This is a genomic window from Accumulibacter sp., from assembly GCF_029255145.1.
In the GTDB taxonomy this organism is placed as follows: Bacteria; Pseudomonadota; Gammaproteobacteria; order Burkholderiales; family Rhodocyclaceae; genus Accumulibacter.
In genome coordinates, this window is record NZ_JAPUVQ010000030.1 from 1 (window position 1) to 18,949 (window position 18,949).

20 protein-coding genes are annotated in these 18,949 nt (G+C 62.3%); 7 read left to right on the forward strand and 13 right to left on the reverse strand.

Going from position 1 to position 18,949, the window contains the following annotated elements; genetic code table 11:
• The first annotated feature begins 201 nt into the window (after positions 1 to 201).
• The 4 genes from Q1L50_RS03095 (at position 202) to Q1L50_RS03110 (ending at position 2,901) form a co-directional block, all read left to right on the forward strand.
• Entirely contained in the window at positions 202 to 627 is a 426-nt protein-coding gene (locus Q1L50_RS03095) for a DUF971 domain-containing protein (protein ID WP_300335829.1), read from the forward strand.
• A gap of 32 nt (positions 628 to 659) precedes the next feature.
• Positions 660 to 1,400, forward strand: coding sequence for a bifunctional demethylmenaquinone methyltransferase/2-methoxy-6-polyprenyl-1,4-benzoquinol methylase UbiE (gene ubiE, locus Q1L50_RS03100; protein ID WP_300335830.1), 741 nt, complete (start codon positions 660 to 662; stop codon positions 1,398 to 1,400).
• Positions 1,401 to 1,711: 311 nt separating this feature from the next.
• On the forward strand, positions 1,712 to 2,317 hold the full coding sequence (locus Q1L50_RS03105) for a Tim44-like domain-containing protein (protein WP_366145207.1): 606 nt from the start codon (positions 1,712 to 1,714) through the stop codon (positions 2,315 to 2,317).
• Between the two features lie 5 nt (positions 2,318 to 2,322).
• Complete coding sequence (locus Q1L50_RS03110) at positions 2,323 to 2,901, forward strand: hypothetical protein (protein WP_300335833.1); 579 nt, start codon at positions 2,323 to 2,325, stop codon at positions 2,899 to 2,901.
• Between the two features lie 96 nt (positions 2,902 to 2,997).
• Here Q1L50_RS03110 and Q1L50_RS03115 read toward each other — a convergent pair whose 3' ends face one another.
• From Q1L50_RS03115 to mnmG, 13 genes are all read right to left on the reverse strand, one after another.
• On the reverse strand, positions 2,998 to 3,420 hold the full coding sequence (locus Q1L50_RS03115) for a F0F1 ATP synthase subunit epsilon (protein WP_300335834.1): 423 nt from the start codon (positions 3,418 to 3,420) through the stop codon (positions 2,998 to 3,000).
• 69 nt (positions 3,421 to 3,489) lie between these two features.
• Complete coding sequence (atpD, locus tag Q1L50_RS03120) at positions 3,490 to 4,890, reverse strand: F0F1 ATP synthase subunit beta (protein ID WP_300335835.1); 1,401 nt, start codon at positions 4,888 to 4,890, stop codon at positions 3,490 to 3,492.
• A 37-nt stretch (positions 4,891 to 4,927) separates the two neighbouring features.
• On the reverse strand, positions 4,928 to 5,791 hold the full coding sequence (gene atpG, locus Q1L50_RS03125) for a F0F1 ATP synthase subunit gamma (RefSeq protein ID WP_300335836.1): 864 nt from the start codon (positions 5,789 to 5,791) through the stop codon (positions 4,928 to 4,930).
• Between the two features lie 21 nt (positions 5,792 to 5,812).
• On the reverse strand, positions 5,813 to 7,351 hold the full coding sequence (atpA, locus tag Q1L50_RS03130; protein WP_300335837.1) for a F0F1 ATP synthase subunit alpha: 1,539 nt from the start codon (positions 7,349 to 7,351) through the stop codon (positions 5,813 to 5,815).
• Positions 7,352 to 7,361: 10 nt separating this feature from the next.
• A complete protein-coding gene (locus tag Q1L50_RS03135) occupies positions 7,362 to 7,898 on the reverse strand; it encodes a F0F1 ATP synthase subunit delta (protein WP_300335838.1) in 537 nt (178 codons plus the stop codon).
• Between the two features lie 4 nt (positions 7,899 to 7,902).
• Positions 7,903 to 8,373: a F0F1 ATP synthase subunit B gene (locus Q1L50_RS03140; RefSeq protein ID WP_300335839.1), complete on the reverse strand. Its 471-nt coding sequence runs from the start codon at positions 8,371 to 8,373 to the stop codon at positions 7,903 to 7,905.
• 40 nt (positions 8,374 to 8,413) lie between these two features.
• A complete protein-coding gene (gene atpE / locus Q1L50_RS03145) occupies positions 8,414 to 8,671 on the reverse strand; it encodes a F0F1 ATP synthase subunit C (RefSeq protein ID WP_169065069.1) in 258 nt (85 codons plus the stop codon).
• 102 nt (positions 8,672 to 8,773) lie between these two features.
• Positions 8,774 to 9,544, reverse strand: coding sequence for a F0F1 ATP synthase subunit A (atpB, locus tag Q1L50_RS03150; RefSeq protein WP_300335840.1), 771 nt, complete (start codon positions 9,542 to 9,544; stop codon positions 8,774 to 8,776).
• Positions 9,545 to 9,561: 17 nt separating this feature from the next.
• The gene (locus Q1L50_RS03155) at positions 9,562 to 9,924 is read right to left on the reverse strand and encodes an ATP synthase subunit I (RefSeq protein ID WP_300335841.1); all 363 of its coding nucleotides are present in this window, start codon (positions 9,922 to 9,924) and stop codon (positions 9,562 to 9,564) included.
• A 145-nt stretch (positions 9,925 to 10,069) separates the two neighbouring features.
• A complete protein-coding gene (locus Q1L50_RS03160; protein WP_300335842.1) occupies positions 10,070 to 10,909 on the reverse strand; it encodes a ParB/RepB/Spo0J family partition protein in 840 nt (279 codons plus the stop codon).
• Positions 10,909 to 11,709 carry an AAA family ATPase gene (locus Q1L50_RS03165; RefSeq protein ID WP_300335843.1) on the reverse strand — a complete coding sequence of 267 codons (801 nt, stop codon included), beginning with the start codon at positions 11,707 to 11,709 and terminating at the stop codon, positions 10,909 to 10,911. Before Q1L50_RS03165 ends, Q1L50_RS03160 begins: the two co-directional genes overlap by 1 nt.
• 1 nt (position 11,710) lies before the next feature.
• Positions 11,711 to 12,358 carry a 16S rRNA (guanine(527)-N(7))-methyltransferase RsmG gene (gene rsmG / locus Q1L50_RS03170; protein ID WP_300335844.1) on the reverse strand — a complete coding sequence of 216 codons (648 nt, stop codon included), beginning with the start codon at positions 12,356 to 12,358 and terminating at the stop codon, positions 11,711 to 11,713.
• Positions 12,358 to 14,277, reverse strand: a complete 1,920-nt coding sequence (gene mnmG, locus Q1L50_RS03175) for a tRNA uridine-5-carboxymethylaminomethyl(34) synthesis enzyme MnmG (protein ID WP_300335845.1) — start codon at positions 14,275 to 14,277, stop codon at positions 12,358 to 12,360. Before mnmG ends, rsmG begins: the two co-directional genes overlap by 1 nt.
• Positions 14,278 to 14,626: 349 nt before the next feature.
• Between mnmG and ahpC the strand changes: the two genes are divergently transcribed.
• From ahpC to Q1L50_RS03190, 3 genes are all read left to right on the forward strand, one after another.
• Positions 14,627 to 15,190 carry an alkyl hydroperoxide reductase subunit C gene (gene ahpC, locus Q1L50_RS03180; RefSeq protein ID WP_300335846.1) on the forward strand — a complete coding sequence of 188 codons (564 nt, stop codon included), beginning with the start codon at positions 14,627 to 14,629 and terminating at the stop codon, positions 15,188 to 15,190.
• 126 nt (positions 15,191 to 15,316) lie between these two features.
• The gene (gene ahpF, locus Q1L50_RS03185) at positions 15,317 to 16,876 is read left to right on the forward strand and encodes an alkyl hydroperoxide reductase subunit F (protein WP_300335847.1); all 1,560 of its coding nucleotides are present in this window, start codon (positions 15,317 to 15,319) and stop codon (positions 16,874 to 16,876) included.
• Between the two features lie 106 nt (positions 16,877 to 16,982).
• Positions 16,983 to 18,704 carry a tetratricopeptide repeat protein gene (locus tag Q1L50_RS03190; RefSeq protein WP_300335848.1) on the forward strand — a complete coding sequence of 574 codons (1,722 nt, stop codon included), beginning with the start codon at positions 16,983 to 16,985 and terminating at the stop codon, positions 18,702 to 18,704.
• The last annotated feature ends 245 nt before the right edge of the window (positions 18,705 to 18,949 follow it).

Below are 18,949 nucleotides of genomic sequence, written 5' to 3' on the forward strand. Positions count from 1 at the left end.
CCTTCTTCGCCTCGCCCCAGTCCGTCGCAAGGGCGGACTCAAGGTTCAGCGCCTGATCGCCGCTACCTCCGATACCTTCCGAGCTCAACTACTCGGTCTTCTATAAGATTCATGCGATTGCCCTGAGTGGACAAGGCTGTACGGCTCTGCGGCAGGATTTTTGCGCTATCATGGTCGGCCGAATTCCCTGCAGAGGCACCGATGGCTGGTTTGGACGTGACGACGAAGATCCCGACCGAGATCAAACTTCACCAGAAGTCACGCATCCTCGAAGTGACCTTCGAGGACGGGGAGCGCTTCGAACTGAGCTGCGAGTTCCTGCGCGTCTTCACCCCTTCGGCCGAAGCGCGCGGCCATGGTCCGGGACAGGAAGTGCTGCAGGTGGGCAAGCAGGACGTGGCCATCGACCGCATCGAGCCGGTCGGCAATTACGCCATCCGGCCGGTGTTTTCGGACGGTCACGACAGCGGTCTGTACTCCTGGGATGTCCTCTACAATCTCGGCAGCCACCGCGATGAGCTGTGGCGGGCGTACCTGGATCGCCTGTCGGCGGCAGGCGCCAGCCGTGATCCCACCCAGTGTCCGCCGACTCCGGTGAAGGCGCCTGGCAGCTGCAGCAAGCATTGATCGTCGGCACTCCTTCCGCATGAGCTAGAGCGATGAACGACAGAGGCAAGACCCATTTCGGCTTCCAGGAAGTCGTCGAGGACGAGAAGGCGCAGCGCGTGGCCGACGTTTTCGACTCGGTCGCCCAGCGCTACGACCTGATGAACGACCTGATGTCGGGGGGCCTGCACCGCTTGTGGAAGTCCTTCACGATCGCCAAGAGCGACGTCCGTGGAAGAGCGCGGGTACTGGACGTCGCAGGTGGCACCGGCGACCTGGCGCTGGCTTTCGCCAGGAAGCTGGGGGAAGGCGGTGAGGTCTGGTTGACCGACATCAACAATGCGATGCTCACCCGGGGCCGCGATCGACTCTGCGACAAGGGCGCGTTGGTTCGCGTCGCCCAGTGCGACGCTGAACAGCTGCCGTTTCCCGAGGATTACTTTGACTGCCTGACGGTGGCCTTCGGCCTTCGCAACATGACGCACAAGGACCGTGCGCTGGCCGAGATGAGGCGCGTTCTGCGACCGGGTGGTTGCCTGCTGGTGCTCGAGTTTTCGCACGTCTGGAAGCCTCTGGCTCCGGCGTACGACTTCTATTCCTTCAAGGTCATCCCGCGCCTAGGGCAGATCATTACGCACGACCAGAGGAGTTACCGCTACCTCGCGGAGTCGATCCGGGTTCATCCTGATCAACAAGCGCTGAAGCTGCTGATGGAACGGGCGGGACTCGAAGGTGTCGAATTTTTCAACTTGGCGCTGGGCGTGGTTGCGCTGCATCGCGGGTTCAAGTTCTAGGAGGAACAATCGTGAAGAGGATTTTGTTGGCGCTGACGGTTTGCGTATTGGGCTTTGGTCTGCTGGTTCACGACGCCGAGGCCAAACGCTTTGGCGGTGGCCGGTCGATGGGCATGCAGCGGCAGGCGACACCGCCTCCGGCTCCCGCACCACAGAAGGCCGCCCCAGCCGCTACACCCGCTAGCGCTGCGGCACCCGCCGCCGCACCGAAACGCAGTTGGATGGGACCCTTGGCAGGCCTGGCGGCGGGGCTGGGGATCGCTGCGCTGTTGTCCCACTTCGGCCTCGGCGAGGGGGTCGCCAACCTGGTGATGTTCGCGCTGCTGGCAATGGCAGCGGTTTTCGTCTTCAAGATGCTTTTTCGCCGTAAAACTGAGCTTAGTTCGGCCGCCGAGCCTCTGCAGTTTGCTGGCGCAACTGGCGCCGCCCCGGTGGTGTCACCACCGCGAGATCTGCAGCAGGATCGCTACCCTGCCGATGAGCGGCCGGCTGGGCACGCCGCGCCCGCTGTTGCCAACCTGGCGCCGCAGCCCAGCGCGCATATTCCGGCCGGCTTCGACACCGATGGCTTCCTGCGCGTTGCCAAGCTCAACTTTGTCCGGCTGCAGGCGGCCAACGATGCCGGAAACATGGAAGATATTCGCGAGTTCGTCAGTCCGGAGATTTTCGCGGAGATCAAGTTGCAGATGGACGAGAGAGGTCAGTCCCCACAGCAGACTGACGTCGTGACGCTTGACGCGGAGCTCCTCGAGGTCGTCAGCGACGGCAGCCGCCACATCGCCAGCGTGCGCATGAGCGGAATGATCCGCGAGGACGCGGGCGCGCCGGCGGTTCCGTTCGACGAGGTCTGGAACCTCTCGAAGCCGGCTGACGGCTCCCGGGGCTGGATGGTTGCAGGGATTCAGCAGCTGCCCTGATTCGCGTGTTCAACACGGCAGCGTTCGGATTTGCCAATCACCTCCTGGCGGGTGAAGACTGGGCGCGTCAACGCTTATTGGCGTTTTCCGGGCAGACCGCCGAGCTGCAGTTCGGTTACGCGCTGTTACGGTTCACCATATCGAAAGCCGGCTTGCTCGAGGAAGCTGACGTCGCGGCGGGGGCGCTGGTCCGCATACGTCTTGCCGATGACGCTCCGGTACGCGCCCTTGCCGACCGTCCCTCGCTGTTTTCCAGCGCGACGGTAGCCGGCTCGGCCGAGTTCGCGGAGACCCTAGGTTTCGTTTTTCGCAACCTGCGTTGGGACGTCGAGCACGATCTCGCACAGCTGACCGGCGACGTCTTCGCCCGCCGGGCGCTGCACCTGGCGGTAGCCCTGGGGCGGTGGCAAGGCGCTAGCGCTCGCAATCTCGCGACCAGCATTGCCGAGTATCTGACCGAAGAGGAAGCCGCACTAGTGCCGCGCCGCGCGCTGGCATCTTTCTGCTCGGATGTCGATGCCCTGCGCGACGACTTGGCGCGACTCGAGAAGCGCGTCGATCGTTTGGCGCCCCGCCGGTGCTGAAGGCAGATTACGGCGGGCGAAAGAAAAGCAGCCGAAGCTGCTTTGGTCGGTCGCCGACAAGGTCAGGGCGCGTCGGTGCCCGTCAGTTCGTTCGTCTCAGTGCGGGCCGCGTAGTTTCTTGATTGCCGACAACTGGGCAACCGCTTGCGCCAACTCGGCTTCGGCAGCTGCCAGGCCCATGTCCGAGGTGCGATCACGCAGAGTTTCCTCGGCGCGACGCTTGGCTTCAATCGCCTTGGCTTCGTCGAGGTCGCTGGCGCGCACCGCGGTGTCGGCCAGGACGGTGATCAGCTGCGGCTGCACCTCCAGCATCCCGCCCGACACGTAGACCAGTTCGTACTCGTCGCGATCCGGTATCTTCAGACGAACCGTACCCGGCTTGATACGCGTCAGGAGTGGCGTGTGGCGCGGGAAGATCCCGAGTTCGCCAGCCTCGCCGGGAAATACGGCGAAGTCGGTCTGCCCGGAAAAGATCAATTCCTCGGCGCTGACGACGTCGACATGTACTCTGATTGCCATGCTCTTTCCTTTCTTGGGTAGTTCGCACGCCGGAAGGCGGCGCCTGAACTGCGCGCTTCCGGTGCCGATCTAGAGTGTCTTGGCTTTCTCGAGCACTTCTTCGATGCCGCCGACCATGTAGAAAGCCTGCTCCGGGATGTTGTCGCATTCGCCCTCGACGATCATCTTGAAGCCCTTGAGGGTGTCCTTGAGCGGAACGTACTTCCCCGGCGAGCCGGTAAAGACCTCGGCCACACTGAACGGCTGTGACAGGAAGCGCTGAATCTTGCGCGCCCGATATACGGACAGTTTATCTTCCGGTGAGAGTTCGTCCATCCCGAGAATGGCTATGATGTCACGCAGCTCCTTGTACTTCTGAAGAGTCATCTGCACCGCACGGGCAATGCCATAGTGCTCCTCGCCAACCACCTGCGGATCGAGCTGGCGCGACGTTGAGTCGAGCGGGTCGACGGCAGGGTAGATGCCTAGCGAAGCGATGTCGCGCGAAAGCACTACTGTCGAGTCAAGGTGCTGGAAGGTCGTCGCCGGAGACGGGTCGGTCAGGTCATCGGCGGGCACGTAGACGGCCTGAATCGAGGTGATCGAGCCCACCTTCGTTGACGAGATTCGTTCCTGGAGGCGGCCCATTTCTTCGGCTAGGGTCGGCTGATAGCCAACCGCAGACGGCATTCGGCCGAGCAGCGCCGATACCTCGGTACCCGCCAAGGTATAACGGTAGATGTTATCGACAAAGAAAAGGATGTCGCGTCCATCGTCACGAAACCGCTCGGCCATGGTTAGGCCGGTCAGCGCGACACGCAGGCGGTTGCCCGGCGGTTCGTTCATCTGACCAAAAACCATCGCCACCTTGTCGAGAACGTTCGACTCCTTCATCTCATGGTAGAAGTCGTTGCCCTCGCGAGTCCGTTCGCCCACCCCGGCAAAAACTGAAAGACCGGCGTGTTGCTTGGCGATGTTGTTGATCAGTTCCATCATGTTTACCGTCTTGCCGACACCGGCGCCGCCAAACAGGCCGACCTTGCCGCCCTTGGCGAAAGGGCAAACCAAGTCGATGACCTTGATACCGGTTTCCAGAAGATCGACGGATGGCGACAGCTCGTCGAACTTGGGCGCCAGCTGGTGAATCGCACGCCGCTCTTCGGTGGCGATTGGCCCGGCTTCGTCTATTGGGCGACCAAGAACGTTCATGATGCGGCCGACCGTTGCATCACCGACCGGTACCGAGATGGCGGCACCCGTATCGTTGACCTTCATGCCGCGACGGAGGCCATCGGAAGAACCCATGGCAATGGTGCGCACGACACCGTCGCCCAATTGCTGCTGAACTTCGAACACCAAGTCGGCTTCACACATGTCAGATTCTTCGGCCTTGTCGAGCAGAAGGGCGTTGTAGATGTGCGGCATGGCATCACGTGGGAACTGTACGTCCACCACGGCGCCGATACACTGAACAATGTTTCCTTGATTCATGGTCGTATCCCTAATCAATAAGCTAACTAACGCGTGGTCAGACAGCCGCTGCGCCGGCAACGATCTCTGAAATCTCTTGGGTAATCGATGCCTGGCGCGCCTTGTTGTACACCAGCTTTAGTTCACCGATGACATTCTTGGCGTTGTCCGAAGCCGACTTCATGGCGACCATCCGTGCACTCTGCTCGGAAGCCATGTTCTCGGCAACAGCTTGGTAGATCATCGCCTCCACATACCGCACCAGCAGGTCATCGATGACCGTCTTGGCATCTGGCTCGTAGATATAGTCCCAGCGGTTCTCTCCCCCACCGATGAGTTCTCCCGACAACGGCAGCAACTGATACAGTATCGGCTCCTGCTTCATGGTGTTGATGAACTGCGTGCAGCCGATGTAGAGGACGTCGATCTCACCTTTGATGTAGGCGTCGAGTTGCACCTTGACCGGGCCGATCAGCTTTTCGAGGTGCGGAGTGTCGCCCAGGCCGGTCAGCTGCGATACGACGTCGGCACCGGCGCGCTGCATGAAGCCCAAACCCTTGCTGCCGATCGCGGTAACCCGCAGCTTCTTCCCTTCGGCATCCCACTCTTTCATCTTGCTCAGCGCGAGACGCAAGAGATTGGTGTTCAGGCCACCGCACAGCCCCTTGTCGGAGGTAACCGTGATTAACCCAATGGCTTTCACATGCTCGCGTACGCTCAGGAAGGGATGACGGTAGTCGGTCAAGGCGTGCGAGAGGTTTCCGGCCACCAGACGAATCTTTTCGCCGTAAGGGCGGGCCGCTCGCATGCGGTCCTGCGCCTTGCGCATTTTTGATGCGGCGACCATCTGCATGGCCTTGGTGATCTTGGCCGTGCTCTCGATGCTCTTGATCTTGTTGCGGATTTCCTTGCCGCTAGGCATGGCAATCTCCTCGATAGATCATCAGGCCAGGGTGGCCTTGAACTCCTCGATCGCCTTGGTGAGCTTCTGCTCAGCGTCCGCATCGAGGTCCTTGGTAACTTCGATCTTGCTGATCAGGTCGGCGTGCTTTTGCTCGATGAAGCTTTGCATTTGCTTCTCGACAGCCAGCGCCTTGTGCACATCGACGTCGTCAAAGAAGCCTTTGTTCACCGCATGCAGGGTAATGGCCATTTGGGAGATCGACATGGGCGAGTACTGCGGCTGCTTCATCAGCTCGGTCACGAGGCGTCCCCGGTCGAGCTGCTTGCGCGTCGCTTCGTCGAGGTCCGACGCAAACTGCGAAAATGCAGCAAGTTCGCGATACTGCGCAAGCGCCAGACGAACATGGCTACCAAGCTTCTTGACGACCTTGGTCTGGGCAGCACCGCCAACGCGCGAGACCGAGATGCCGGCATCCATGGCGGGCCGAACGCCGGCGTTAAAGAGGTCGGTGTCGAGGAAGATCTGCCCGTCGGTAATCGAGATGACGTTGGTCGGAACGAAGGCAGAGACGTCACCAGCCTGCGTCTCGATGATTGGCAAGGCCGTCAGCGAGCCAGTCTTGCCTTTGACTTCGCCATTGGTGAACTTCTCAACCCATTCTTCGGAAACACGAGCCGCTCGCTCCAGCAGGCGCGAGTGTAGGTAGAAGACGTCGCCGGGGTAGGCTTCACGTCCCGGTGGGCGGCGAAGCAGCAGCGATACCTGCCGATAGGCCCACGCCTGCTTGGTCAAGTCGTCGTAAATGATCAGTGCGTCTTGGCCACGGTCACGGAAATACTCGCCCATGGTGCAACCCGAGTACGGCGCGATATACTGCAGGGCTGCGGTCTCCGAGGCGGTGGCGGCAACCACGGTGGTGTACTCCATCGCGCCGTTCTCTTCGAGCTTGCGAACAACGTTGGCTACGGTCGAGGCTTTCTGACCGATCGCAACGTAGATACAGATGAGGTCCTGGCCTTTCTGGTTGATGATCGTGTCGATCGCTACTGCGGTCTTGCCGGTCTGCCGGTCTCCAATAATCAGCTCGCGCTGACCACGACCAACCGGCACCATCGCATCGATCGATTTCAGGCCGGTCTGCACCGGTTGCGACACCGATTTGCGCCAGATCACGCCCGGTGCCACTTTTTCGATCTTGTCGGTCAGCTTGTTATTGATCGGGCCTTTGCCGTCGATCGGCTGGCCCAGCGAGTTCACCACCCGGCCGAGGAGTTCGGGGCCGACCGGGACTTCGAGGATGCGGCCGGTGGTCTTGACCGTGTCTCCCTCGCTGATCTGGTCGTACTCGCCGAGAACCACCGCGCCAACCGAGTCGCGGTCGAGGTTAAGCGCCATCCCGAAAATGTTGCCCGGAAACTCGAGCATTTCGCCCTGCATGACGTCGGTCAGGCCATAGACCCGGCAGATGCCATCGGTCACCGAAACGACGGTGCCCTGGGTGCGAAGATCGGCGCTGATGGCAAGATTCTCGATCTTGCTTTTGATCAGTTCGCTGATTTCTGAAGGATTCAACTGCATGGAAATTCTCCTAGTTCTTGAGCGCCAGCCGCAGGCTCTCCAATTTTCCGCGCACGGAAGTGTCGAGGACCTGGTCGCCAACCACAATCTTTACGCCGCCGATCAACGATTGATCGACGACCACGTCGGCAGTCAGCCGGGTCTTGAAGCGTTCTTCCAGGTCCGCGAGCAGGCCCTTGCGCTGCTCTTCGTCGACGGGAAACGCGCTATAGATCGTCGCTTCCTTGACGCCTTCCTGTCCGGCTTTCAACGCCTCGAAGAGGTCGGCGATTTCCGGCAGGGCGGAAAGCCGCTCGTTGGCAGCCAGAACATCGATCAGGTTGGCTTCCCTTTGCGCAAGCGTCTGGCCAGCGAGCGACTTGAAGAGCTCGCTCTTCTGTGCGGCAGACAGTTCAGGGTTTCCGATGCATGAACGCATCTGGCTATCACCGGCAATAGCGGAAAGCATCGACAGCCGCTCCGACCAAACCGTCAGCGCCTTGTCTTCCAGCGCGACTCTGAAAACTGCTTCTGCGTAGGGACGCGCGATGGTAGCGAGTTCGGCCATGGTCTCAGAGTTCCAGCTTCAGTGCAGCCAACATCTCGGCGTGGCCCTTGGCATCGACCTCACGCTTAAGAATGCGCTCGGCACCGGCCACGACGAGATCGGCAACGCGACTACGCAGTTCGGCTCTGGCGTGCTCGACCTGCTGAGCAATTTCCGCTTGCGCCGACGCGACGACCTTGTCGGCTTCAACTTTCGCCGCCTGCTTGGCCTCTTCGATCACCATTAACGCGCGCTTTTCGGCGGCAGCAATGATCTCCGCGGACTTCCCTTTGGCTTCGCGCAGGGAATCGGCAGAACGTTTTGCGGCGAGATCCAGTTCGTGCTTCGCGCGCTCACCAGCGGCAAGCCCATCGGCGATCAGTGCCTGCCGTTCGGCAATTGCCTTCTGCAGCGGCGGCCATACGTACTTCATTGTGATCCAGATGAATACGCCGAACCAGATTGCTTCGCCAAACAAGGTTGCATTGATATCCACGCTAACCTCCTTTTAAGAGTGAGTCAGAAAGGAGCAGCTATCAACCCTTGACGACGGCGATGAAGGGGTTCGCAAACAGCATGAACAGCGCGATACCGACGCCGATCATGGTCACCGCGTCGAGCAGACCGGCAACGATGAACATCTTGACCTGCAGGGTCGGAATCATTTCCGGCTGGCGAGCGGCTCCTTCGAGGAAGCGACCGCCGAGAATACCAAACCCGATAGCAGTACCCAGGGCGCCCGCCCCGATCAGGATGGCGACGGCGATGGCGGTGTTACCAAGCAACATTGACAGAGCGGCTTCCATTTGGTGATTCTCCTAATAAAACATGCTAAATGGGTTGGACAGGGACAACGTGAATCAAACTGGTGACGAAGATTGGCTGGCGATCGCTGACTAACCGTGCGACTCGCTGGCCATTGACAGATAGACGATGGTCAGCATCATGAAGACAAAAGCCTGCAGGGTAATGATCAGGATGTGGAAGAGAGCCCACGGCAAAGCCAGCGGCAACTGCCAGATGCCCAGCAGGGCGATCAGGATGAATACCATCTCGCCGGCGTACATGTTGCCGAACAGCCGCAGCGAGAGAGAGATCGGCTTGGCGATATCCTCGATGATCCGGAACAGGAGATTCAGCGGTGCGAGTTTGGCGCCAAACGGCACGCAGAATACTTCGTGCAGGAATCCGCCCGCGCCCTTCACCTTGACGCCCATGATCATCATGATCGAGAAGACGGTCAGCGACATGGCGAAGGTCAGATTGGGGTCGGTGGTCGGCACTACCTTGAAATAGTGTACGCCGGCCGCGCCGAGAATCAGAGGCAGGAAGTCTACCGGGATCAGGTCCATGGCGTTCATCAGGAAGACCCAGACGAAGATGGTGATGGCCATCGGCGTCACCAGCGCGCTGCGGCCGTGGTAGGTGTCCTTCACCTGCTGATCGATGAAGGTGAGGATGATTTCAATGAAGCTCTGCAGGCTCCCCGGAACACCGGCAGTGGCCTTGCTGGCGAGCTTGGCCATGCCGACGAAGGCGATCAGGCCGATGATCCCCGAGACCAGTAGGGTGTCCAGATGGAAGGTCCAGAAACCTTCACCCACCTTGAGGTTGGTCAGGTGGTGGACAATGTATTCACTGCTTGTCAATGCCTCGCCCGAAGCCATACTTTTCCCCTGTTTGACTAATGCTGCCTGAGCAGCGCCATCCAATAAACGACAATCGTTGCAACATAAGCGAGGACGAGCGGCAAGGCAGCCAGCTGTGCGTAATTCTTGAACACCAGGGCAAACAACACCAGGGTGACCGCAAACTTGTACCCTTCACCGGCGAACTGGGCGTTGAATGCCCTCTTCGCATCGGTCGCCGCCGTCCCCGTTGGCCGCAAAGCCCGCCATGCATACGCTGCCGCGCTGGCGATGGCGATCCCGCCGCCGAGCGCCGCGGACACCGCCGCATGCACCCCCAGGACAAGGCCCGCCCCCAGCGCTGCCACCAGCGTCACCCCGATCTGGCAGCGAAACAACCAGCGAACCTGAGGATGCAAGGCCAGCCCCTCCAAAACATCGGCAGGATACCAGACTCCTATAGAGGAATCAAACCGCATGTGCAAGAAAGTTCAATTTCCTTGATAAAACGTGCCTTGCAGACCGGTTTGTCGGCCTCTGCAACGGCCTCTATGGTGCGCCGCATCAATGGCGCAGCCGCTGCAGAATGCCTTCGAGTTGATCCAGGTCGCCAAACTCGATCAGCACTTTCCCGGCCCCGCGTTGATTGGCCCGAATCGCCACCTGCGCCCCCAGCAGGTCGGCCAGCTCGTCCTGCAGACGCAGCACGTCGCGGTCCGGTTTCCGGGGCGCCAGCTCTTTCGGCGTTCGCAGGGCGTACTGGACAAGGCGCTCGGTTTCGCGAACCGACAGGCCCTTCTGGACCACTCGCTGCGCCAACTGCACCTGCAGCGCACCGGCCAGAGGAAGCAGTGCCCGAGCATGGCCCATATCGACCTCACCGTGCATCAGCAGCTCCTGCACCGGCGGTGCAAGCTGCAGCAGGCGCAGCAAGTTGGACGCCGCGGGGCGCGAACGGCCAACCGCATCTGCCGCCTGCTGGTGAGTCATCGCGAACTCGTCGATCAGGCGCTGCAGACCCAACGCTTCCTCGAGCGGATTGAGGTTCTCGCGCTGGATGTTCTCGATCAGCGCCATCGCCAGCGCAGCCTCGTCCGGGATCTCCCGGATCAAGGTCGACACTTCGGTCAGCCCGGCCATCTGCGCCGCTCGCCAGCGGCGCTCGCCAGCGATGATTTCGTAACGGTCGTCGCTGACCGGACGGACCAGGATCGGCTGCATCAGCCCCTGCATCCTGATCGACGCCGCCAGTTCTTCCAGCGATGCAGCGTCCATGTGGGTTCGTGGCTGGTACTTGCCGGGCTGGATATCGCCGACCGGCAAGGTCCGTTGCTGCTCCTTGTTCTGCGCGTCGTTACCTGCCAGCAAGGCGTCGAGGCCGCGGCCCAGTCCCTTCAATTTCATTACTCCACCCCCAGTACGGCCGTCTTAGCCGCAGCGCTGCCGAGGCACCGGTCGAGAACTTCCTGCGCCAACAGAACGTACGCCTGCGCGCCCTTGGAACTGCGGTCGAAGGCGATCACCGGCTTGCCGTAGGACGGCGCCTCGGCAAGGCGCACGTTGCGCGGAATGATCGTCCGGTAGACCTTGTCCCCGAAATGCCCCTCCAGTTCGCCGGACACCTGCTGGGTCAAGGTCGACCGCGGGTCATACATGGTCCGCAGCAGGCCTTCGATCTCAAGTCGCGGATTGAGATTGGCGCGAATTTTCTTCAGCGTCGCTACCAGGTCGGTCAGACCCTCCAGTGCGTAGTACTCGCATTGCATCGGGATCATCACCCGGTCGGCGGCGACCAGGCCATTGACCGTCAGCATGTTCAGCGCCGGCGGGCAGTCCATGAGAATGACATCATAACTGTCGCGAACGCTGGCCAGGGCGTCGCGCAAGCGGTACTCGCGCTGCGCGATATCGATCAGGTCGATCTCGGCGCCGGCCAGTTCGCGGTTCGCCGGCAGCAGATCGAAGCCGAAATCGGTCGGCAGACGGGTATCACCGATCGTCGAACGGCCGATCAGAATCTGGTAGACCGTCGGCAAGGCGACTCGCTTGACGACCCCGCAGCCGGTCGTTGCGTTGCCCTGTGGGTCGAGATCGATCAGCAGCACGCGCTGGCCGCTTTCGGCCAGGCACGCGGAGAGGTTGACCGCCGTGGTGGTCTTGCCGACCCCGCCCTTCTGGTTGGTAACCGCCAGTACTCTTGTCAAATCAAAGCCTCCCCTCAATGCGCTGCTGGACCGCGCTGATCACCACCAGATGCCGCTCGCCAACGACCCCCGGCACGGCCAGGCGATGCACCGCATCCACCGCCACCTCGTGGGGCAGGAGCGCCAGCTCGTCGTCCGGATAGACGCCTTTCATGGCCAGCCAGCGACCACCGGCCGATAGCAGCTGGCTCGACACCTTCACCAGCCCGGCCAGGTCGGAAAATGCCCGGGCGGTGATCACCGCGAAACCTGCCGGTGACCGATAGGCCTCGACGCGACCGCAGTGTACGGCAATATTCGCCAGACCCAGCTCAATTGCCACCTGTTGCAGAAACGCCGCTTTCTTTGAATTGCTGTCGACCAGCACGACGCGCAGTTCGGGCCGGGCGATGGCCAGTGGAATCCCCGGCATGCCACCGCCGCTGCCGACATCGAGCAAGCTCTCGCCGCCAACGAAGGGCAGGACGGCCAGCGAATCGAGCAGGTGGTGGCTGACGGCCAGAGAAGGATCGCGCAAGGCGGTCAGCTGGTAGGTTCTGTTCCACTTGGTGAGCAGCGCCGCGTAGTCGAGCAGACCGCGCTGTGCGCCCGCCGGGAGATCGATGCCAAGGATTCGCAGACCCTGCTCGAGCTGCTCCCCGGGAGCCATCAGTGATCACTCACAGCTTGCTGGCGGTGGCTGTCGAGACCGCCACGCTTCAGATGGACCAGCAGAATCGAGATCGCCGCCGGCGTCACGCCCTGGATCCGTGACGCCAGGCCGATGGTCTGCGGGCGGCGGGCGATCAGCTTTTGCTGCACTTCGCTGGACAAGCCGCGGACCTTGGCGAAATCGAAATCCGCCGGGAAACGCAGCTCCTCGTTGGCCAGACTCCTGGCTACTTCCTCTTGCTGACGTTCGATGTAGCCCTGGTACTTGGCCTGGATCTCGACCTGCTCGACAACCAGCGGATTGATCAGAGGGGCATCGACCGACGCCTCGCCGATCAGCAGGCTGACCAAGGCCGAGTAGCTCACCTCCGGGCGGCGAAGCAGGTCGTGCAGGCTATATTCGCGCTCCAGCGGGCTGCCGAGAACGCGGGTCAGCTGCTCGTCGGAGACCTTCCCCGGGCGCACCCAGGTCGCCTTCAGGCGCTCCTGTTCGCGGGCGATTGCTTCACGCTTCTTGCAGAAGGTGGCCCAGCGCCGGTCGTCCACCAGACCCAGGCGGCGGCCGTGCTCGGTCAGGCGGAGGTCGGCGTTGTCCTCGCGAAGCGAAAGGCGGTACTCGGCGCGGCTGGTAAACATCCGGTACGGCTCCGATACCCCGCGCGTGATCAGGTCGTCAACCAGCACGCCCAGATACGCTTCATCGCGGCGCGGCGTCCACGCCTCCCGCTCCCGTGCCAGCAACGCCGCATTGGCACCGGCCAGCAGGCCCTGCGCCGCGGCTTCCTCGTAGCCAGTGGTGCCGTTGATCTGGCCGGCGAAGAACAGGCCGCCAATCGCCCTGGTTTCGAGCGAGGCATTCAGACCGCGCGGATCGAGGTAGTCGTATTCGATGGCGTAGCCCGGTCGCAGGATGTGGCAGTTCTCAAGTCCGCTGATCGAACGAACGATCGCCAACTGAACGTCGAAGGGCAGGCTGGTCGAAATGCCGTTTGGATAGATTTCGTGGGTCTTCAGGCCTTCCGGTTCGAGGAAGATGTTGTGGCTGTCCTTGGCCGCGAAGCGATGGATCTTGTCCTCGATCGACGGACAGTAGCGCGGCCCGACGCCTTCGATGACGCCGGTGTACATTGGCGAACGATCGAGATTGCTGCGGATGATCTCGTGCGTCCGCGCGTTGGTGCTGGTGATCCAGCACGGCAGCTGCCGCGGGTGCTGTGCCGCGTCACCGAGGAAGGAGAAGACTGGCAGCGGCTGATCCGAATGCTGCTCGGCCATCACCGAGAAATCGATCGTTCGCCCGTCAAGCCGCGGCGGCGTGCCGGTCTTGAGCCTTCCGACCGGCAGATTCAGCTCGCGCAGCCGGGCCGCCAGAGCGACCGCCGGCGGGTCACCCATCCGGCCGCCGGTATAGTTGGCCAGGCCGACGTGGATCAGGCCATTAAGGAAGGTGCCGGTAGTCAGCACCACCGCCCGCGCCGCAAAGCGCACGCCGAGCTGGGTCACGACGCCAGCGACGCGGTTGCCGTCGACGATCAAGTCGTCGCAAGCCTGCGCGAAAATCGTCAGGTTTGGCTGCTCCTCGAGGCGGCAGCGAATCGCCTGGCGGTACAGCACCCGGTCGGCCTGCGCCCGTGTCGCGCGCACCGCCGGACCCTTGCTCGAATTGAGAATGCGAAACTGGATTCCCGCTTCATCCGTAGCCGCGGCCATCGCCCCGCCGAGCGCATCGACCTCCTTGACCAGATGCCCCTTGCCGATCCCCCCGATCGACGGATTGCAGCTCATCACGCCCAGCGTATCGAGGTTGTGCGTCAGCAGCAGGGTCTTGACCCCCGTCCGCGCAGCGGCCAGCGCGGCCTCCGTGCCGGCATGGCCACCACCGACGACAATCACCTCGAAACGGTCGGGAAAGAGCATGGATAATCCGATCCTTCTCGCGCGGCGGACGGCGCAAAAGAGCGCAATTCTACTGCAGTTCGCTGAAAAATAACAGGTTTCTGAGAGGTTGCGGGCACCTTGGCCGGGCCTGATACCAGCGACCGAACTAGCCGGCCGGGCGCCCGCTGCGGCAGACAGCCGCGGCCCTTTGGATTTCCGAGCTCGCGATCGGCCGGAACATCGCTCCGGAGGCTCCCGAGGCAAGTAGCGTCGCATAGTCATTGGCTATGGCCTGGATTGCCAGAATCAATTGGAACAATGCTGGCGAATCCACTACCATGTTTTGTAGATGCTTTCTTGTTTCTTACCACCAAAAGGAGAACTGAAGATGTCCCTGATCAACACCCAAATCAAGCCTTTCAACGCCACCGCTTTCCACCACGGCAAGGACGTGCCTGTCTCCGATGCCGATCTGAAGGGGAAGTGGTCGGTCGTCTTTTTCTACCCGGCGGACTTCACGTTCGTCTGCCCGACCGAACTGGGCGATCTGGCCGACGAGTACGCGTCCTTCCAGAAGCTCGGCGTCGAAGTCTACTCGGTGTCCACCGACACCCACTTCACGCACAAGGCGTGGCACGATGCGTCGGAGACGATCAGGAAAATAGAGTACCCGATGATCGGCGACCCGACCGGCACCATCACGCGCAATTTCGACGTGATGATCGAGGAAGCGGGCCTGGCGCTGCGCGGCACCTTCGTGATCAACCCTGAGGGCGTCATCAAGGTCTGCGAAATCCACGATCTGGGCATCGGCCGCGACGCCAAGGAACTGCTCCGCAAGGTCCAGGCAGCGCAATACGTGGCCAGCCACCCGGGTGAAGTCTGCCCGGCCAAGTGGACGCCCGGTGACGCGACGCTGTCGCCGTCGCTCGATCTGGTCGGCAAGATCTAACGGCCGCAGTCGATCAGTCCGCCGGCTTCATTCCGGCCGCCTGACCCCGGGTCCCACTGCAAAGGGGCCGCGAAGCGAGCTGCTTGGCGGCCCCTTTTCAATGCCACTCAACAAAGGAAGACTCAGATGCTCGACGACAAAATCAAGGGCCAACTCGCCGCCTACCTCGAAATGCTCCGCCAGCCGATCGAACTGCTCGCCTCACTCGATGGCAGTGAACAGGCACGCGAAATGCGCGGCTTGCTGCGGGAGATTGCCGCGCTATCCGACAAGGTCAGCCTCCGGGACGACGGCGACGCCTCGCGCCGGCCGTCGTTTACCGTCGGGGTCCCCGGCCAGGAAGCGCGCATCAGTTTCGCCGGCATCCCGATGGGGCACGAGTTTACCTCGCTGGTCCTGGCCTTGTTGCAGGTCGGCGGCCACCCGCCGAAGGTCGACGCCGGCGTGATCGAAGAGATCCGCGCGGTTCCCGGCAGGTTTCATTTTGAAACGTTCGTTTCGCTCTCCTGCCACAACTGCCCCGAGGTCGTTCAGGCGCTCAATCTGATGGCCGTCGTCAACCCCGGCATCAGCCACCAGATGGTCGATGGCGGACTGTTCCAGGACGAGGTCGCCGCGCGTCAGATCATGGGCGTGCCGACGGTCCTGCTGAATGGCGAGCATTTCGGCCAGGGCCGAATGACGCTCGAGGAAATCATCGGACGCATCGATCGCAGTGCCCTGCAGCGGGAAGCCGAGAGGATTTCCGCCCGCGAACCGTTCGACGTGCTGATCGTCGGCGGCGGACCCGCAGGCGCCGCGGCGGCGATCTACGCCGCCCGCAAGGGCGTCCGCACGGGCGTCGTCAGCGAGCGCTTCGGCGGGCAGCTGCTCGATACCCTGGCGATCGAGAACTTCATCTCGGTCAAGGCGACCGATGGCGCCAGACTCGCCGCCGGGCTCGAGCAGCACGTCCGCGAGTACGACGTCGATGTCATCGACCTGCAGCGCGCCGAAGCGCTGCTGCCACACGCCGACGGCGAACTGGCCGAGGTCCGGCTGGCCAGCGGCGCGACGCTGCGCAGCAAGACGGTGATCCTGGCCACCGGCGCACGCTGGCGCGAAATGAACGTCCCGGGCGAAAAGGAATATCGCGGCCATGGCGTCGCCTACTGCCCGCACTGCGACGGCCCCTTGTTCAAAGGTAAGCGCGTCGCGGTCATCGGTGGCGGCAACTCCGGCGTCGAAGCCGCGATCGACCTCGCCGGCATCGTCGGCCAGGTCACGCTGCTCGAGTTCGAATCCAGCCTGCGAGCCGACGCCGTCCTCCAGAAGAAGCTCTTCAGCCTCCCGAACGTCCGGGTGATCACCGAGGCGCTGAGCACCGAAGTCATCGGCGACGGCGAGAAGGTCAGCGCCCTGCTGTACACCGATCGACCCAGCGGCGAGGCGCGGCGCATCGAACTGGAAGGGATCTTTGTGCAGATCGGCCTGCTGCCCAACAGCGAGTGGCTCAAGGGAACGATCGCCCTTTCGCCACACGGCGAAATCGAGGTCGATGCCCGCGGCGGAACGTCTCTACCGGGCGTATTCGCTGCTGGCGATGTCACCACGGTGCCGTACAAGCAGATCATCATCGCCATGGGCGAAGGCACCAAGGCGTCGCTCAGCGCTTTTGACCACCTGATTCGCAGTTCGGTCAGCTAAGCGGTTCCAGCCACCGGACGGGCCGTGGCGAGCGGCAGACGGTGCGTGCCGGTAGCCTGCATCTGCCGGCTTGCCGGGCAAAGCCGGGTCAGGTAATGTGCCGTCCATGAAGACGCCCGAAAGCACCGCTGACCTGCTCCAGAAATTGAGCAAGGACCTGGCGCGCAAGAGGGCCCTGCTGGTCGATCGCTTTCCGAATGCGCGCAGCTCGCTGCGCATCATGCTCTCCGCGCTGGGCGTTACCGCCGTCCACAACGCCGGCACCTCGGCCGAGGTTCTGCGGCAGGTCAAGGCACATCACTTTGACATCATCCTGTCCGATTACCAGCTCGAAGACGGCCGCGACGGCCAGCAACTGCTCGAAGAACTGCGCCAGCAACGCCTGGTGGCGCTATCGACCGTGTTCATGCTCATTACCAGCGAACGCGCCTACCACAATGTGATCTCGATCGCCGAGCTGGCCCCTGATGACTACCTGATCAAGCCCTTCACGGCGGACGAGCTGCACGGCAGGCTGGTCCGGGCGCTGTACAAAAAACAGTTTTTCGCGCAGCTGTACGAGCATCTCGACAATGGCGCTTTTGCTGACGCGCTGGCGACCTGCGAACGCCTGCTGGCGCAGGACAGCGGCTTCCAGTTTGACGTACTGCGCCTCAAGGGAGAAATCCTCAACGTGCTCGGGCGCCCAGCCGAGGCGCAGGCGATCTACGAGCAGGTACTTGCGGAACGTATGGTGCCGTGGGCGCGCATTGGCCTGGCAATTTCGCTGCGTAGCCAAAAGCAGCTGGCCGAGGCCGAGACCGTCGGACAGGCTCTGATCACCGATTTTCCCGAATTCATGGCCGCCTACGACTTCCTCGCCGAGGTCCGCGAAGAAATGGGAAAGCTTCCGGAAGCCCAGGAAACCCTGGAATCGGCAGCGACGATCTCGCCCAACAACTCGGCCCGGCAACGAATGGTCGGCGACGTGGCGGCGCGCAACCAGGACTTCAGGACCGCCGAGAAGGCCTACGGCAAGGTGCTGGAACGTCGACGCGGCTCGTCACTCAACAACCTCGACGACTACTCCAACCTGGCGCGGGTGATGCTCGATCTGGGTCACACCGAGGGCGCCAAACGGATCACCGACGAGCTCCGCCGTGACTGGCGCGGCAGCAAGCAGGGCGAACTGGCGGCGTTGGTGATGGAGGGTTTGTGTGCGGACAAGGAGGGCGACCCGACCCGCGCCAGGCTGGCAGTTGAAAAAGCGCTGATCCTGCATGATGCCTTGAACGACGAGGGTAAGGGCGCGCTGGTATCGAGCAAGCTGGCCCTCGATCTCGCACATGCGTGCCTGGCCACCGGCGACGAGGCGAGTGCGCAAGAGGTGGTCCGCAAGGTCGCCGCCGAAAACCATGAAGACCGGGCGACGATCGCCCGGATCCAGGGCATCTACGCCAAGACGGGAAAGGAGAAGAACGGTCAGGCACTGCTCGCGCAGGTCGGTAAGGAAATCGTCGAGTTGAACAACCGCGGCGTCCTCGCGGCCCGCAGCGGCGACCTCGAAGGCTCGGTGCAGCTGCTGATGGAAGCCGCCGAGCGGGTACCCAACCTGCAATTTCTGGTCAATGCCACCAAGGCCATCTGCACCCTGCTCGAACTGAAGGGGTGGAACCCGGCGCTGGCAAAACGCGCCCTCGGTTACCTGCAAACCGCTCAAGACAAGGACATGCGCAACGCCAAGGTCATCTCGGCGGTCGACATGTACCAGCGCATCTCGCGCAAGTACGGGGTCACTGCCGCCACGCATTCCGCTGCACGCGGCGGGGCGCGGACGCCTGGTCCCTAGGCGGCCGCTGACTCTCCGCCAGACCCGACCGCAGGCGTTCTCTGCCGACCCGGCGGTGACGTCGCCGACCGCCTCAGGGAGCCCCGCCAACACCCCGCTATGTCGGCTGCCACGCCCTAGATAGTGCCTGACCGAAAACTCCGGTTTTTGGCGAGCGCGCCGCCTTGAAAATATCGGTTGGCATTGAATTTCTCGTTCGTCCCGAGTTGCGCTGGTCGACTTCTGTCGAATGCGAGCCAAAATGC